Origin of the sequence: Duganella sp. Root1480D1, from assembly GCF_001427305.1 — a bacterium.
Lineage (GTDB): Bacteria > Pseudomonadota > Gammaproteobacteria > Burkholderiales > Burkholderiaceae_D > Rugamonas.
In genome coordinates this window covers 39833-53908 of record NZ_LMFZ01000006.1, presented here as the reverse complement: position 1 = coordinate 53908, position 14076 = coordinate 39833, and the positions used below count along the sequence as shown (strand labels likewise).

At 59.9% G+C, this 14076-nt stretch carries 11 protein-coding genes; 9 read left to right on the top strand and 2 right to left on the bottom strand.

Annotated elements, in window-relative coordinates; genetic code table 11:
• Positions 1-2: 2 nt before the first annotated feature.
• From ASD58_RS08340 to ASD58_RS08325, 4 genes are all read left to right on the top strand, one after another.
• Complete coding sequence (locus ASD58_RS08340; RefSeq protein ID WP_057260744.1) at positions 3-2687, top strand: nitrate reductase; 2685 nt, start codon at positions 3-5, stop codon at positions 2685-2687.
• Between the two features lie 36 nt (positions 2688-2723).
• Positions 2724-4094 carry a glutamine synthetase family protein gene (locus ASD58_RS08335; protein ID WP_057260743.1) on the top strand — a complete coding sequence of 457 codons (1371 nt, stop codon included), beginning with the start codon at positions 2724-2726 and terminating at the stop codon, positions 4092-4094.
• A 7-nt stretch (positions 4095-4101) separates the two neighbouring features.
• Entirely contained in the window at positions 4102-4470 is a 369-nt protein-coding gene (locus tag ASD58_RS08330) for an Imm10 family immunity protein (RefSeq protein WP_057260655.1), read from the top strand.
• A gap of 222 nt (positions 4471-4692) precedes the next feature.
• Complete coding sequence (locus tag ASD58_RS08325; RefSeq protein WP_057260654.1) at positions 4693-6231, top strand: FAD-dependent monooxygenase; 1539 nt, start codon at positions 4693-4695, stop codon at positions 6229-6231.
• Positions 6232-6593: 362 nt separating this feature from the next.
• On the opposite strand, the gene ASD58_RS08315 is transcribed toward ASD58_RS08325, so the two are convergent.
• Positions 6594-6950 (bottom strand): hypothetical protein, encoded by a 357-nt coding sequence (locus tag ASD58_RS08315; protein ID WP_057260652.1) that lies wholly within the window; start codon positions 6948-6950, stop codon positions 6594-6596.
• A 332-nt stretch (positions 6951-7282) separates the two neighbouring features.
• Here ASD58_RS08315 and ASD58_RS08310 point away from each other — a divergent pair, with 332 nt between their 5' ends.
• Both ASD58_RS08310 and ASD58_RS08305 read left to right on the top strand, forming a co-directional pair.
• Positions 7283-7714 (top strand): hypothetical protein, encoded by a 432-nt coding sequence (locus ASD58_RS08310; protein WP_057260651.1) that lies wholly within the window; start codon positions 7283-7285, stop codon positions 7712-7714.
• A 5-nt stretch (positions 7715-7719) separates the two neighbouring features.
• Positions 7720-8457, top strand: a complete 738-nt coding sequence (locus ASD58_RS08305; protein ID WP_156401201.1) for a hypothetical protein — start codon at positions 7720-7722, stop codon at positions 8455-8457.
• Positions 8458-8935: 478 nt separating this feature from the next.
• Here ASD58_RS08305 and gabD read toward each other — a convergent pair whose 3' ends face one another.
• Positions 8936-10390: an NADP-dependent succinate-semialdehyde dehydrogenase gene (gene gabD / locus ASD58_RS08295; protein WP_057260648.1), complete on the bottom strand. Its 1455-nt coding sequence runs from the start codon at positions 10388-10390 to the stop codon at positions 8936-8938.
• Positions 10391-10505: 115 nt separating this feature from the next.
• Between gabD and ASD58_RS08290 the strand changes: the two genes are divergently transcribed.
• Genes ASD58_RS08290 through ASD58_RS08280 form a run of 3 tightly spaced genes read left to right on the top strand, consistent with a single transcriptional unit; the run spans position 10506 to position 14074 of the window.
• On the top strand, positions 10506-11261 hold the full coding sequence (locus ASD58_RS08290) for a gamma-glutamyl-gamma-aminobutyrate hydrolase family protein (RefSeq protein ID WP_057260647.1): 756 nt from the start codon (positions 10506-10508) through the stop codon (positions 11259-11261).
• Between the two features lie 49 nt (positions 11262-11310).
• Positions 11311-12681 (top strand): glutamine synthetase family protein, encoded by a 1371-nt coding sequence (locus ASD58_RS08285; RefSeq protein ID WP_057260646.1) that lies wholly within the window; start codon positions 11311-11313, stop codon positions 12679-12681.
• Positions 12682-12691: 10 nt separating this feature from the next.
• Complete coding sequence (locus ASD58_RS08280; RefSeq protein ID WP_057260645.1) at positions 12692-14074, top strand: aspartate aminotransferase family protein; 1383 nt, start codon at positions 12692-12694, stop codon at positions 14072-14074.
• Positions 14075-14076 lie beyond the last annotated feature (2 nt).

The following is a 14076-nucleotide window of genomic DNA, read 5'->3' as shown; positions in this document are numbered from 1 at the left end:
TCATGATTAAGACGACGTGCGCCTATTGTGGTGTTGGTTGTGGTGTCACGGCGACGCCGCGTGCTGATGGCGGATTCGATATTGCCGGCGACGCCGCGCATCCCGCCAACCAGGGGCGCTTGTGCGTGAAGGGTTCCGCGCTGGGGGAGACGATTGGCCTGGAAGGGCGCCTGCTGTATCCGATGATGCGCGACCGGAAAGGAGACAGCTCGCTGCAGCGCGTAGCCTGGGGCGAAGCGCTCGACCACGTGGCGGACAAATGGCGCGCCATCATCGACGAGCATGGTCCGGATGCCGTGGCCTTCTACGTCTCGGGCCAGTTGCTGACCGAGGACTATTACGTCGCCAACAAGCTGGTGAAAGGCTATATCGGCAGCGCCAATATCGACACCAATTCCCGCCTGTGCATGTCGTCCGCCGTAGCGGGCCACAAGCGCGCCTTTGGCGAAGACGTGGTGCCGGTGAATTATGAAGACATCGACCATGCCGACATGGTGGTGCTGGTCGGCTCCAACCTGGCCTGGTGCCACCCGATCCTGTTCCAGCGCCTGACGCGCGCCAAGGAAGCGCGTCCCAACATGAAGATCGTGGTGGTCGACCCGCGCCGCACCGCCACCTGCGAGCTGGCCGACCTGCACCTGCCGATCAAGCCCGGCACCGATGTGTGGCTGTTCAACGGCCTGCTCAGCTACCTGTCGCGCATTGGCGCCGTCGATCCGGGTTTCGTCGCTGCCCATACCAGCGGCCTCGAAGATGCGCTGGCGGTCGCCACGCTGACGCCGGAAGAAGTGGCGCGCGCCTGCCGCCTGAACCTGCAGGACCTGATGGAATTCTACGAATCCTTCGCAGCCACCGCGAAGGTGATCACCGGCTTCTCGATGGGCGTCAACCAGTCCAGCGCCGGCACCGACAAGGTGAACAGCATCATCAACTGCCACCTGATCGGCGGCCGCGTCGGCAAGCAGGGCATGGGCCCTTTCTCCATCACCGGCCAGCCCAACGCCATGGGGGGACGCGAAGTGGGTGGCTTGGCAAACATGCTGGCCGCGCACCTGGATCTGGACAACGCCGCCCACCGCGACGCCGTGCAGGCGTTCTGGGAGTCGCCACGCATTGCCTCGCGCCCGGGCCTGAAGGCGGTCGACCTGTTCGAAGCGATCGAAGCCGGGCGTGTGAAGGCGGTGTGGGTGATTGCCACCAATCCGGTGGTCAGCCTGCCGAACGCCGACCAGGTGCGCCGCGCGCTTGAACGTTGTGAACTGGTGGTGGTATCCGACGTGGTGCAGGACACCGACACCAATGCCTACGCGGATGTCCTGCTGCCGGCACTGGCATGGGGCGAGAAGGATGGCACAGTCACCAACTCCGAGCGCCGCATCTCGCGCCAGCGCGCCTTCCTGCCTGCGCCGGGCGAGGCGAGGGCGGATTGGCTGATCCTGTCGCAGTTCGCGCTGCGCATGGGCTACGACGGTTTCGGCTACGCCAGCGCCGCCGAAATCTTCACCGAGCACGCCCGCCTCAGCGCCTGGCGCAATAGCGACAGCGAGCTGCCGCGCGCCTTCAACATCGGCGCCCTCGCCACACTGGGCGAATCCGCCTACGACGCCCTGCCGCCGACGCAATGGCCGGCGATCGCCGCTGCCAGCGCACCGCCAGTGACCCGCCCATTTGCCGACGGCCGCTTCTCGCACGCCGACGGCCGCGCGCGCTTCGTGACCACGGTGCCGCGCGCCCCGGCCAACCTGCCAGACGGCGAATTCCCGATCACGCTCAACACCGGCCGCGTGCGCGACCACTGGCACACCATGACCCGTACCGGCCGTGCGCCGAAGCTGGCCGACCACATCGCCGAATCCTTCATCGACATGCACCCGCAAGACGCGCTGCTGTGCGGCGTGAAGGAAGGCGAGCTGGCGCGCGTATCGAGCCAATGGGGCAGCATGATCGCCCGTGTGCAGCACGGCGGCGGCATCGCACGGGGCAGCGCCTTCGTGCCGATCCATTGGAACAACCAGACCGCCTCCGACGCCCGCGTCGGCGCTGTGGTGAACCCGGTGGTCGACCCGGTCTCCGGCGAGCCGGAATTCAAGCACACGCCGGTAATCATCGACCGTTTCCCGGTGAAGTGGCACGGCTTCATCCTGAGCCGCGACGCGTTGCAACTCGACGCGCTGGCCTATTGGACCAGGGTGCAAGGAAAAGAATTCCAACGCTACGAGCTGGCCGGCCGTAACACCATCGAAGACTTCGGCGCCTGGGCGCGCCAACTGCTCGGCATCAAGGACGATGATGCCGACTGGCTCGAATACGCCGACCGCACCTCCGGCGTATTCCGCGGCGTGCACCTGGTCGACGACCGCATCGCGCAATGCATCTTCATCTCGGCGCGGCCCGACCTGCCGGCCCGTCAATGGCTGGCCAGCCTGTTCGACAAACCGCAACTGGAAATGGCCGACCGCGCAGCATTGCTGGCCGGCCGTCCGATCGCAGCCGGCGCCGATGCCGGCCCAACGGTCTGCTCCTGCTTCGGTGTCGGCCGCAATACCATCTGCAAAGCTATCCGTGAGCAGGACCTGACCACGCCGGCGCAGATTACCGCCTGCGTGAAAGCCGGCGGCAACTGCGGCTCCTGCGTGCCCGAGCTGAAAAAGCTGCTGAGCGAGGTCCGAGTGGAGGAAACCGCGTAAAAACTGCCTGTGGTAGAGTTGTCATGGGAGCGCATCATGGCAATCCGTGACAACTTTACCTACACGGACATGGACGAGTGGCTCAACGATAAACGAGTCACCGAAATAGAATGTCTGGTGCCGGACCTGACCGGCGTCGCGCGCGGCAAGATACTGCCGAGGGCTAAATTTACCGAAGAACGGGGCATGCGCATCCCGGAGGCGGTGCTCGGCATGACCGTCACCGGTAACTCGCCTTCCGACGATGCCGCTTATGACCGCGCCATCTCGCCCACCGACCGCGACATGGTGCTGAAGGCCGATCCCACCACTATCACCATGGTGCCCTGGGCCACCGACCCCACCGCGCAAGTCATCCACGATTGCTATTTTTCCGACGGGCGCCTGGTCGATTTCGCGCCGCGCTCCGTGCTGCGGCGGGTGCTCAAGCTCTACGAGGACAAGGGCTGGTGTCCCATCGTTGCTCCCGAACTCGAGTTCTACCTGACTGACAAGAACTCGGATCCCGACCTGCCGCTGAAGGCGCCCATCGGCCGCAGCGGCCGCGCCGAGACCAGCCGCCAGGTCTACAGCATCGACGCCGTCAACGAATTCGACCCGCTGTTCGAAGACATCTACGATTTCTGCGACATCATGGGTCTGGATGTCGACACGCTGATCCACGAGATTGGCGCAGGCCAAATGGAGATCAACTTCCTGCACGGCGAGCCGCTGGGCCTTGCCGACAATGTGTTCTACTTCAAGCGTACTTTGCGCGAGGCAGCGATCAAGCACCATATGTACGCCACTTTCATGGCCAAGCCCATGGCCGGCGGGCCCGGATCGGCAATGCATGTGCACCAGAGCGTGCTCGACGCGCGCACCCGCAAGAATATTTTCAGCGACGCCGACGGCGCCCCATCGCAACTGTTCAAATTCTATATCGGAGGGCTACAGCGCTACATGCCTGCTGCGCTGGCAATCACCGCACCTTATGTGAATTCCTACCGCCGCTTGGTGCGGCACACCGCCGCGCCGATCAATATCCAGTGGGGGACGGACAATCGCACCGTAGGCTTCCGCGTGCCGGAATCAGGCGTGCAGGATCGACGCGTCGAAAACCGTATTATTGGCGCAGACGCCAACCCTTACCTGGCGCTGGCGGTCACACTGGCCTGTGGCTATCTCGGGATGACGGAGCAGATCGAACCGACTGCACCAACCGCAGGCAGCGCGTATGACCTGAAATACGAACTGCCCCAGGGCTTGCCGGAAGCCTTGCGCGCGCTCAGAGCAGAAGAGAAACTGCACCAGGTGCTGGGCGAACGCTTCATCGACGTCTACGCTGCCGTGAAAGAACTCGAACACCAGGAATTCATGCGTGTGATCAGCCCCTGGGAGCGTGAGCACCTGTTACTACATGTCTAGGCCAACCATGAACTTCAACTTCTTCGCCTCCGAGATATCCTCAACCCCAGTGGACGGCATCTGGACGGTAGGGTTTATCGACCCCGCGCAGAAAACCTATTTCCTTGTTCAACGCGACGTCGACAATGTGATGGGGCAGCAGGGCCTCAATATCCACTACGTAGAATTCAAGGACCAATCGAAAAGCTGTTACGGAGGAATTGAACGCGTCCAGATACTGCGCGACGCCGTGCGCTTCCGTCTTTCTTCCACGGGCGCCGATTGGATTGGCATGTCGGAGATTGTCGTTTCATTCACATTGAGCAAACCCGCGCTGGCAGCGATGTCGCAGGCCTTGGCACACATCGTCGAGCATGGGCGCGTCGAGGTGCTTTAAGCTTCTTGACCGTCTTTTTGCACCGATGCTATAGTCCGCCTGTCGGAAAAGGCAGACTTGGTTTGGTAAGCCCAAGTCCTTTCGGTAACGAAAGCTCTGGTCTTTGGCCCTTGCATGAGATCCCCGCGACGAATATTTGACGCCATCTGGCGTCCAGTGTTCGTCCGTGCGGAATCCAGGCTTGGGAACGCTCCGGTCGAACATCGACAATGGAGCCTCGACATGCATATCCCCCGTACCCAATCCCATGACGTTTTGATCGCCGGCGCTGGCCCGGTAGGCCTGTTCCTCGCTTGCGAGTTGCGGCTGGCTGGTTGCTCAGTGATCGTCCTCGAACTGGCACCAGCGCCCAGTACGCCGCTTAAAGAACTTCCCTTCGGCCTGCGGGGCCTTTCGGTATCAACCATTGAGAGCCTTGATCGTCGCGACCTGCTGCGCCCAATCGAGGAGCGCGCGGTCTCTCGCAGCTCGCCTGCGGCAGCTCACTGGATGCAGCAAACGCGCCGTCCCGCGGGTCATTTCGCCGGCATACAGTTCTTTCATGACCAGGTAGACAGCTCGCAGTGGCCATACCGCTTGCAAGGACCGGTCAGCAATGTTGCTTCGGACTTGGCCAGCATCGAAGCAGTCCTCGCGGACCGTGCAGAGAAATTGGGTGTCGAGATTTTACGCGGCTGCGGCGTCGATACTTTCACGCAGTCTGATGGAGGTGTAACCGTCTTTGCTGGAGGCCGGGAGTTTCAAGGACAATGGCTTGTCGGCTGCGACGGTGGGCGCAGTTCCGTGCGCAAGGCGGCAGGCATCGGCTTCGCCGGTACTGATCCCGAATTCACTGGTTATTCGGTCCAGCTCAAGCTCGCTGAGTCGGGCATGCTCAAACCTGGTCGCCACTACACCGCGAAGGGCATGTACACCTACGGAGCACCCGGCACTATTGGGTTGGTTGATTTTGACGGCGGCGCTTTTCACCGTACCGTACCAATCACGCGTGAACATGTCGAGAAGGTACTGCGCAAGATTTCCGCCACCAGCGTTACCGTAACGGAGCTTGAACTCGCCACGACCTGGACGGATCGCGCCTACCAGGCAAGCGAATACAGGAAGGGCCGCGTGTTGCTGGCCGGTGACGCCGCACACGTACACTCGCCGCTGGGCGGGCAGGGCTTGAACCTGGGCCTTGGCGATGCGATGAACCTGGGCTGGAAGCTGGCAGCGACAATACGCGGAACTGCTCCCGTCGATCTGCTGGATAGCTATGAGCGCGAACGGCGCCCGGAAGGTGCACGGGTCCTCGACTGGTCCCGCGCGCAGGTGGCGCTGATGCGTCCCAGCCCAAGCTCGCGCGCGCTGGAAGCGATCATGCGCGACCTGCTGCAAACGCGTGACGGTGCCACCTATTTCGCGGGGCGCGTTTGGGGTGTCGAGTCCCGCTACGACCTCGGTGATACCCATCCGCTGGTGGGCCGTAGCGCGCCAGACTTTGAACTGATCGACGGCACCAGGCTGAACGCGCACCTTCAGACTGGGCACGGCGTACTGCTCGATTTCGACGGATGCGAATCATTGAAATCACTTGCAGGTCGTTTGGATGACCGCGTTCGTTACGTCGCGATCGACGCGAAGGAGCGATTGGGTTTGACCGCATTGCTGATTCGTCCTGACGGTATCGTCGCCTGGGCCAGTGATTCCGGCAGCAACGACATGGACGCGACCGATTGCACTTCCAGATGGTTTGGCAAGCCTCTCTCCATACCCACATGATATATTGCTAATTTGCTTGGCACATTCAACAATGTCATATGCCATCCTCATTGGCGGATTGCTGTTTCCGCTGATTAGCTGGATCTCTTTAGCTCTCAGCGCATTCCTTTGCAGTCACACGGGGCGCCAACGTCAGGTGGCACCAGCTGGTGCGGGTTTCGTCGTAACGGATTCCGGTGCCACCGATGACTACGGGATTGATGGTATGCAGCTACTGAGGATTTCTGACTGAGGATGGGTACCGATAGCGCCCAAGTACAATTGATAGCAAACGCGCTTTACGAGATTCGTGTTCTGTTGAGCCCTTATCTCGGTAGCGAAAATGGTGCGCCAACTGATGTTCGCATTGCAGCTCACTTGGCTTATGCCTTGCACAATGAAGCTTCCGCCTTGAGCGAAGGGGGAACCTTTGACGTCACCACGGCGCTTAACAAGGTGACATTATTGCGGCCCTGAGTGATGGAGTCGATGCCTTTCGCCTTCGCGCTTGCGGACGGGTGCTGCAGGACTGTGGCGACAAAATATTCATCAATCGCTGCCCGGCCTGTAATCGCATCCTTCGCACGCGACGGGCAAAGCAATGCTTCTGGTGTAGCCACTCCTGGCATGAAAAGACTAAAGATCCATATGAATAAAAAGCTCATTCCCTTGTTGGTGTGCTTCAGCCTGGCCATCGTTTCACTAACTGCCGCCAGCCAGGAGACCACCAGGTATCCCATAGAGATTGCTGACTTCCAGCAGTGGGAGAAATTCCCTGCGCAATGTGCAGATTATCGCCGCAGTACCGTCAGGGCCTACGCCCCAGCGCTTGCCGACTACAGCAAGAGGCAAGGCGTACAGCGCAACGCTGATCACGTTCGAATATACTGACATCATTGGAGAAAAGCGGCAGTCGCTTAGCTCTCAATTGCTGATCGTATTCCTGGACACAGGAACGTTCAAAGTGCGCAGCACGTCGCCTGCGGAACACGGTACCGACGCGGAAGCCGGCGTACTCGAACTTCTGCAGTGCGTTGCATGGTCAACGTAAACAATCTTTCGCGGAATAGATATGGAAGTTGAGTTTTGGGGACTACTGCATGATGGCGGGATCGATGCCATATGTGGAGAAATCCCAGGGGCGGTATCAATCGAGGTTTCGATCAGATATTTGCGTCAGCAATTTCCCGGCAAGGGAACTGGATTCAGAATCGACTTGGTCAATTGCAGCCAACTTACATATCGAGAATATGACTCAACGCCGATCACTGACTTCAACGGGATCGTAGCGTTGGGCCCTGAAATTGTGAGCGTTGAACAGGATGCGAGCCCTGTGGTTGTGAACTGCGTCATGGGTTCCCTTGCCATCGCTTATGAGTCAGCCTCAATCCATTTGGACACTGGCGAAGAAATATCGTCCAACGAACTCTTCGCCGCCAGCAAAGCGTATTGGGATGCGTGGTCAGCAAGCCAGCCTGCTGCGATCGATGAAAAAAATCAGTGATAGTCATGATCAAGAAACTTCTTTCCATATTTCGTAATTCCTCGCCTGTAAACCCAAAGCCGGAAGTGACGCAGCCCGTCGTCGAATCTTCCCAGAGCGAAGAACGTCCGCTGGTTCGGTGGCTGACAAAGGAAGACCCGGAGAATCCATTTGTTCTTGAAGGGTTCGACTGTTATGGCTTTACCAGTTCGATGCTTTCAACAACGAAAGATCAAGACGTCGCCAGGTCCTTCCTTGCGCTGCGATCGGAGGACGGCCAGGCACTACGCGATACTCTTCCCGAAGATGGCGTCGAGATACCGTGTCTTCTCTCATATGCATTTGGTGGGGAAACACGCGATGGGATCTTGTTCAAGTCTGCGGTGATGGAAGAAAAATGGGACATCTATCTTTACGATAACCGCGTTTATTTCTGCCGAAGCTGGACTGGCACGCTCGCATTTGTTGCCGAACTGGCGCAAGACGACAATGCGTTTCGAATTTCCCGCGTTTGGGCTCCCGGTTCCAACGATTCAGCGATGTCGGTCCGCCAGGTCGATTATCTGGTTAAGAGTCACCTGTACAAGCGCCGAGTGCTTCACCCGCTACCAGATGAACTGGAACGTGACCCCGACGTCGTTGCGATGTACTCCTTCAGCCAGTATGGACGGCTATGCTGCTTTGGATCTTATGAAGATACGCTCGGAATTGCCATGTTAAAAACCGATGTGGGCAACGACATTGCCGTCCGCTCACCAAATTAGGCAAATGGAACACATCGAGACGTTGGAAAATTTGGAGACATTTCTGGGCTTGGCGCTGGTGTCCTACGAACCAGTACCCAGGATCGAGCATCCTGGTATTCGCATCTCGCACGCCTGCGAAAATATTGCGCGGCACATCAAGAGTGGCGACCAGGAGGCCGCACGCATTGGGTGTCGAATCATCGTGACAGACCCGCACCTCCCGTTTGGAAAACTCATTAAGAGTGGAATAGCTCGAGCTCTAAAGCAGCGCATCGAACTTCTGTCCGCACATGAACGGGCCAGCCTGGTTGATAAAACGGTGGAACTTTTAAGTCTTCAGTTCTGCCCGCGAGAGGCTGAGGACTATTGCAAGGCTGTTAAACGAATTGGACCGTCCGCAGTACAAGACGTCATCAACAGTACTTGTGCTACGAACGATAAGTCAAAACGGCTCTTGAACTATTTGAGGCAATCATATTCAAACTGATGCAATGCCCTAAATGCCACCCATGCAGATGTATTTGATCACAAGGTAATCGTCGATGCCGTGCGTCGAGCCTTCGCGGCCAAGGCCTGATTGCTTGACGCCGCCGAAGGGCGCGATCTCGGTCGAGATCAGGCCAGTGTTCACGCCCACCATGCCGCTTTCCAGTCCTTCCGCCACGCGCCAGATGCGGCCGATGTCACGCGAGTAGAAATAGGCGGCCAGCCCGAACTCCGTATCGTTGGCCAGCGCCACCGCTTCCTCGTCGCTCTTGAAGCGGAACAGCGGGGCGAGTGGGCCGAAGGTTTCTTCGCGCGCCACCAGCATGCCTGCGCCGACGTCGGCCAGCACGGTAGGCTGGAAGAAGCTGTGGCCAAGTTCGTGGCGCTTGCCGCCCAACAGCAAGCGTGCGCCCTTGCCAAGCGCATCGGCGATATGCTCTTCCACTTTGACGACGGCCTTCTCTTCTATCAGCGGGCCTTGTGTCACGCCGTCGTCGGCGCCATTGCCGACCTTGAGTTTGCGTACCGCCTCGACCAGCTTTGATGCGAACGAGTCGTACACGCCATCCTGCACATAGATGCGGTTCGCGCACACGCAAGTCTGGCCCGCGTTGCGGTATTTGGAGGCGATAGCGCCTTCCACTGCCGCGTCCAGGTCCGCATCGTCGAATACGATGAAGGGCGCGTTGCCGCCCAGTTCAAGCGACAGCTTCTTGATCGTTGGCGCGCATTGCTCCATCAGCAGGCGGCCGACCGCAGTGGAACCGGTGAAACTCAGTTTGCGCACGACCGGGTTGGAGGTCATCTCGCCGCCGATCTCGCGCGAGGCACCGGTGATGACGCTGAACACACCAGCGGGAACGCCGGCGCGTTCCGCCAGCACGGCCAAGGCGAGTGCTGAGAAAGGCGTAAGTTCCGCCGGTTTCACCACCATTGGACAGCCAGCTGCCAGTGCAGGACCTGCTTTGCGGGTAATCATCGCAGCAGGGAAGTTCCACGGTGTGATCGCTGCGCACACGCCAATCGGCTCGCGCGTCACCAACACGCGCTTGTCCGGCCATGGCGATGCCAGGGTTTCGCCCGCAATACGCTTGGCTTCTTCGCCAAACCATTCGATGAAGGACGCGGCATAGGCGATCTCGCCTTTGGATTCAGCCAGCGGCTTGCCTTGCTCCGCTGTCATGAGCGCGGCCAGGTCGTCGGCATTGGCGAGGATCAGGTCATTCCATTTACGCAGGATAGCGGCGCGCGCCTTGGCCGGTTTTTTTCGCCACTCGGGCCACGCGGCATTGGCCGCCTCAATCGCGCGGCGCGTTTCGGCGGCGCCCATTTTCGGCACGCTGCCAAGCGTTTCGCCGGTCGCGGGATTGGAGACGCTGATTGATGCGCCCCCGTCGGCATCGCACCATTGGCCAGCGATATAGCACTGTTGGCGCAGAAGGCTGGGATCTTTCAGGGTCAGCATGATTCACCTCCGAAGCAAAAATCCAGTATACCGGGTATCACGCTGTACTGTTGCCACATTCCCAAATTGGGAATAAGATCAAACTGCACACTGATAGTTACCGAAAAAACTAAACATGCGCCGCCCCATCGTACTGGTCCCCGCCTGCAGTCAGAATAAAGGCCCCCATCCCAGCTACGCCGCTCAAAACAAATACGTTGAAGCGGTGGCTGTGGGAGCGCGCTGCCAGCCGTTGTTGGTCCCTCCACTGGGCGACAACACCGATATTGAAAGCCTGCTCGGCATCGCCAATGGCATCATGCTGACCGGCGCTGCCTCCAATGTGCAGGCAAGCCTGTATGGGCAGGAGACGCTGGATCCCTCGCTGCCTCTGGACCCGGCGCGCGATGCGACCATTTTGCCCCTGATCCGTGCAGCGCTGATGCATGGCATCCCGATCCTGGCGATCTGCCGCGGCTTCCAGGAGGTGAATGTGGCGCTGGGCGGCACGCTGCACCAGGCCGTCCACACCGTGCCAGGCTACTTTGACCATCGCGAAGACAAGACCCAATCGCTGGAGCAGCAATACGCGGCTGCCCACAGCGTCAAGCTGGAAAAGGGCGGTCTGCTGGCGCATATCCTCGATGGTGCTAGCGAAATACAAGTGAATTCGCTGCACGGGCAGGGCATCGATCGCCTGGCGCCCGGCCTGCACGTCGAAGCCATTTCCGACGATGGCTTGATCGAAGCCTTCTCCATCGCGGCTTCTCCTTCGTTTGCGCTGGCGGTGCAATGGCACCCGGAATGGCGCGTCGAGGAGAACCACGATTCCATGCGCATGTTCAGCGCATTCGGTCTCGCGTGCCGCGTGCATAGGGATCGCATTCCTTAGGTGGCTTTCCTTCAGTAGTGCTGTTTTTCAAACTACCTGAGAGGAAGCTATGGCAATCCGCGAAAATTTCAGTTACACCGACATGGACGAGTGGCTCAATGACAAGCGAGTCACCGAAATCGAATGCCTGGTCCCTGACTTGACCGGCGTCGCACGCGGGAAGATTCTCCCGCGCGGCAAATTCACCCAGGAGCGCGGCATGCGCATTCCTGAAGCGGTGCTCGGCATGACTGTCACCGGCAATTATCCGACCGAGGATGATGCCTACGACCGCGCCATTTCCAGCACCGACCGCGACATGATCCTGAAGGCCGACCCTACCACCATCACCATGGTGCCGTGGGCAGCCGACCCGACGGCGCAAGTGATCCACGACTGCTATTTCAGCGACGGCCGCCTGGTTGATTTCGCCCCGCGCTCAGTGCTGCGGCGTGTATTGAAACTGTTTGAAGACAAGGGCTGGAAGCCTGTCGTTGCGCCGGAACTGGAGTTCTACCTGACCGACAAGAATTCCGATCCCGATTTGCCGTTGAAGGCACCGATTGGCCGCAGCGGCCGGGCCGAAACCAGCCGCCAGGTCTACAGCATCGACGCGGTGAACGAGTTCGACCCGCTGTTCGAAGACATCTACGATTATTGCGACTTGATGGGCCTGGACGTGGATACCCTGATCCACGAGATCGGCGCCGGCCAGATGGAGATCAACTTCCTGCATGGCGAGCCGCTTGGCCTGGCCGACAAGGTGTTCTTCTTCAAGCGCACCCTGCGCGAGGCGGCGTTGAAGCATCACATGTACGCCACCTTCATGGCCAAACCGATGGCGGGCGAGCCGGGATCGGCGATGCACATCCACCAGAGCGTGGTCGATGCGCGCAGCGGCTGGAACATCTTCAGCAACCAGGATGGCTCGCCATCGCAACTGTTCAAAGCCTATATCGGCGGCTTGCAGCGCTATATGCCCAGCGCCCTGGCCATCGTGGCGCCCTATGTGAATTCATATCGCCGGCTGGTGCGTCACACTGCGGCGCCGATCAATATCCAGTGGGGCATGGATAATCGCACCGTCGGCTTCCGCGTGCCGGAAGCGGGTGTACAGGACCGGCGCGTGGAAAACCGCATCATCGGTGCCGACGCCAATCCCTATCTCGCGCTGGCGGTCACGCTGGCGTGCGGCTACCTTGGCATGACCGAAGGGCTGGAGCCGACTGCGCCAACCATGGGCAGTGCCTACGACATGAAGTACGAGCTGCCGCAAGGCTTGCCGGAGGCGTTGGGCATCCTGCGCGCCGAGGATAAGCTGCGCTTCGTGCTGGGCGAGCGTTTCATCGATGTGTATGCTGCCATCAAGGACCTGGAACACCAGGAATTCATGACCGTCATCAGTCCGTGGGAGCGCGAGCACCTGCTGCTGCACGTATGAGGAGGCGATCATGGATGACACCAAGACTATCCAGGCGCGCGACCATGCGCATTACATGCATCCCTTCACCGACCACAAGGTGCTCGGTGAACGTGGTGTGCGGGTGATGGTGCGCGGGAAAGGCATCTACCTGTGGGATTCGGAAGGCAAGAAGATTTTGGACGGCATGTCCGGCCTGTGGTGCGTGAATGTGGGCTACGGCCGGCACAGCATTTCGCAGGCCGTGTTCGACCAGATGGAGACGCTGCCGTTCTATAACAGCTTCTTCAACACGACCAATGTGCCGGCTGTGACCCTGGCCGCCAAGCTGGCGCAGATTGCGCCGCCGGGCTTCAAGCACGTGTTCTTTACCGGTTCCGGTTCCGAGGCGAACGACACCAACGTGCGCATGGTGCGCCGTTATTGGGACTTGAAGGGCCAGCCGCAACGGCATACCATCATCAGCCGCTTTAACGCCTATCATGGCAGCACCATGGCCGGGGCCTCACTGGGTGGCATGGAGGGCATGCACGCGCAAGGCGGCTTGCCGATCCCGGGCATCGTGCACATCCGCCAGCCGAATTATCTTGAATCCGGGCGCGGCATGACCGAGGACGAATTCGGCATCGAGGCTGCTTCGTGGCTGGAACAGAAAATCCTCGACGTCGGCCCGGAGAAAGTGGCGGCCTTCATCGGCGAGCCTATCCAGGGTGCCGGCGGCGTGGTGATCCCGCCGCGCAGCTACTGGCCGGAGATCCAGCGCATCTGTGACAAATACGGCATTCTCCTGATCGCGGATGAAGTGATCACGGGTTTTGGCCGTACTGGCCGCATGTTCGCTTGCGAATACTTCGATTTCAAGCCGGACCTGATCACGTTCGCCAAAGGCGTTACCTCGGGCTATATTCCGCTTGGCGGGGTGCTGGTTGGGGAGCGCGTGGCCGAGGTGCTGATCGGGCAGGGCGGCGAGTTTGCGCACGGCTTTACATATTCCGGCCATCCAGTCGCCTGTGCGGCGGCGCTGGAGACGATCCGCATCATCGAAGAGGAAAAGCTGGTGCAGCGCGTGGCGGAGGACACCGGCCCCTACCTCGCGCAACGTTTTGCCACGCTGGGCGAGCATCCGCTGGTTGGCTACGCCAATAGCTGCGGCTTTGTCGCGGGCCTTAACCTGGTGCGCCGCAAGGGGCCTACCATCCACGGGCACGAATACTTCGACCCGAAACTTGAAGTGGGCATGATATGCCGCGGCTATATGTTCAACAACGGCATGATCATGCGTGCGGTCGGTGACCGAATGATCATAGCGCCGCCGCTGGTGATGACGCGTGAACAGATCGATGAAATGGTAGCCCTGATCCGGCGCTGCCTCGACGATACCTATGCGGACCTGCAGCAGAGAGGATGGATGTAAGC

What these genes read in the sequence shown, in the direction of transcription:
- ASD58_RS08340 (WP_057260744.1), top strand. Translation starts at nt 3, where the DNA reads ATGATTAAGACGACGTGCGCCTATTGTGGTGTTGGTTGTGGTGTCACG.
- ASD58_RS08335 (WP_057260743.1), top strand. Translation starts at nt 2,724, where the DNA reads ATGGCAATCCGTGACAACTTTACCTACACGGACATGGACGAGTGGCTC.
- ASD58_RS08330 (WP_057260655.1), top strand. Translation starts at nt 4,102, where the DNA reads ATGAACTTCAACTTCTTCGCCTCCGAGATATCCTCAACCCCAGTGGAC.
- ASD58_RS08325 (WP_057260654.1), top strand. Translation starts at nt 4,693, where the DNA reads ATGCATATCCCCCGTACCCAATCCCATGACGTTTTGATCGCCGGCGCT.
- ASD58_RS08315 (WP_057260652.1), bottom strand. Translation starts at nt 6,950, where the DNA reads ATGGGATACCTGGTGGTCTCCTGGCTGGCGGCAGTTAGTGAAACGATG.
- ASD58_RS08310 (WP_057260651.1), top strand. Translation starts at nt 7,283, where the DNA reads ATGGAAGTTGAGTTTTGGGGACTACTGCATGATGGCGGGATCGATGCC.
- ASD58_RS08305 (WP_156401201.1), top strand. Translation starts at nt 7,720, where the DNA reads ATGATCAAGAAACTTCTTTCCATATTTCGTAATTCCTCGCCTGTAAAC.
- gabD (WP_057260648.1), bottom strand. Translation starts at nt 10,390, where the DNA reads ATGCTGACCCTGAAAGATCCCAGCCTTCTGCGCCAACAGTGCTATATC.
- ASD58_RS08290 (WP_057260647.1), top strand. Translation starts at nt 10,506, where the DNA reads ATGCGCCGCCCCATCGTACTGGTCCCCGCCTGCAGTCAGAATAAAGGC.
- ASD58_RS08285 (WP_057260646.1), top strand. Translation starts at nt 11,311, where the DNA reads ATGGCAATCCGCGAAAATTTCAGTTACACCGACATGGACGAGTGGCTC.
- ASD58_RS08280 (WP_057260645.1), top strand. Translation starts at nt 12,692, where the DNA reads ATGGATGACACCAAGACTATCCAGGCGCGCGACCATGCGCATTACATG.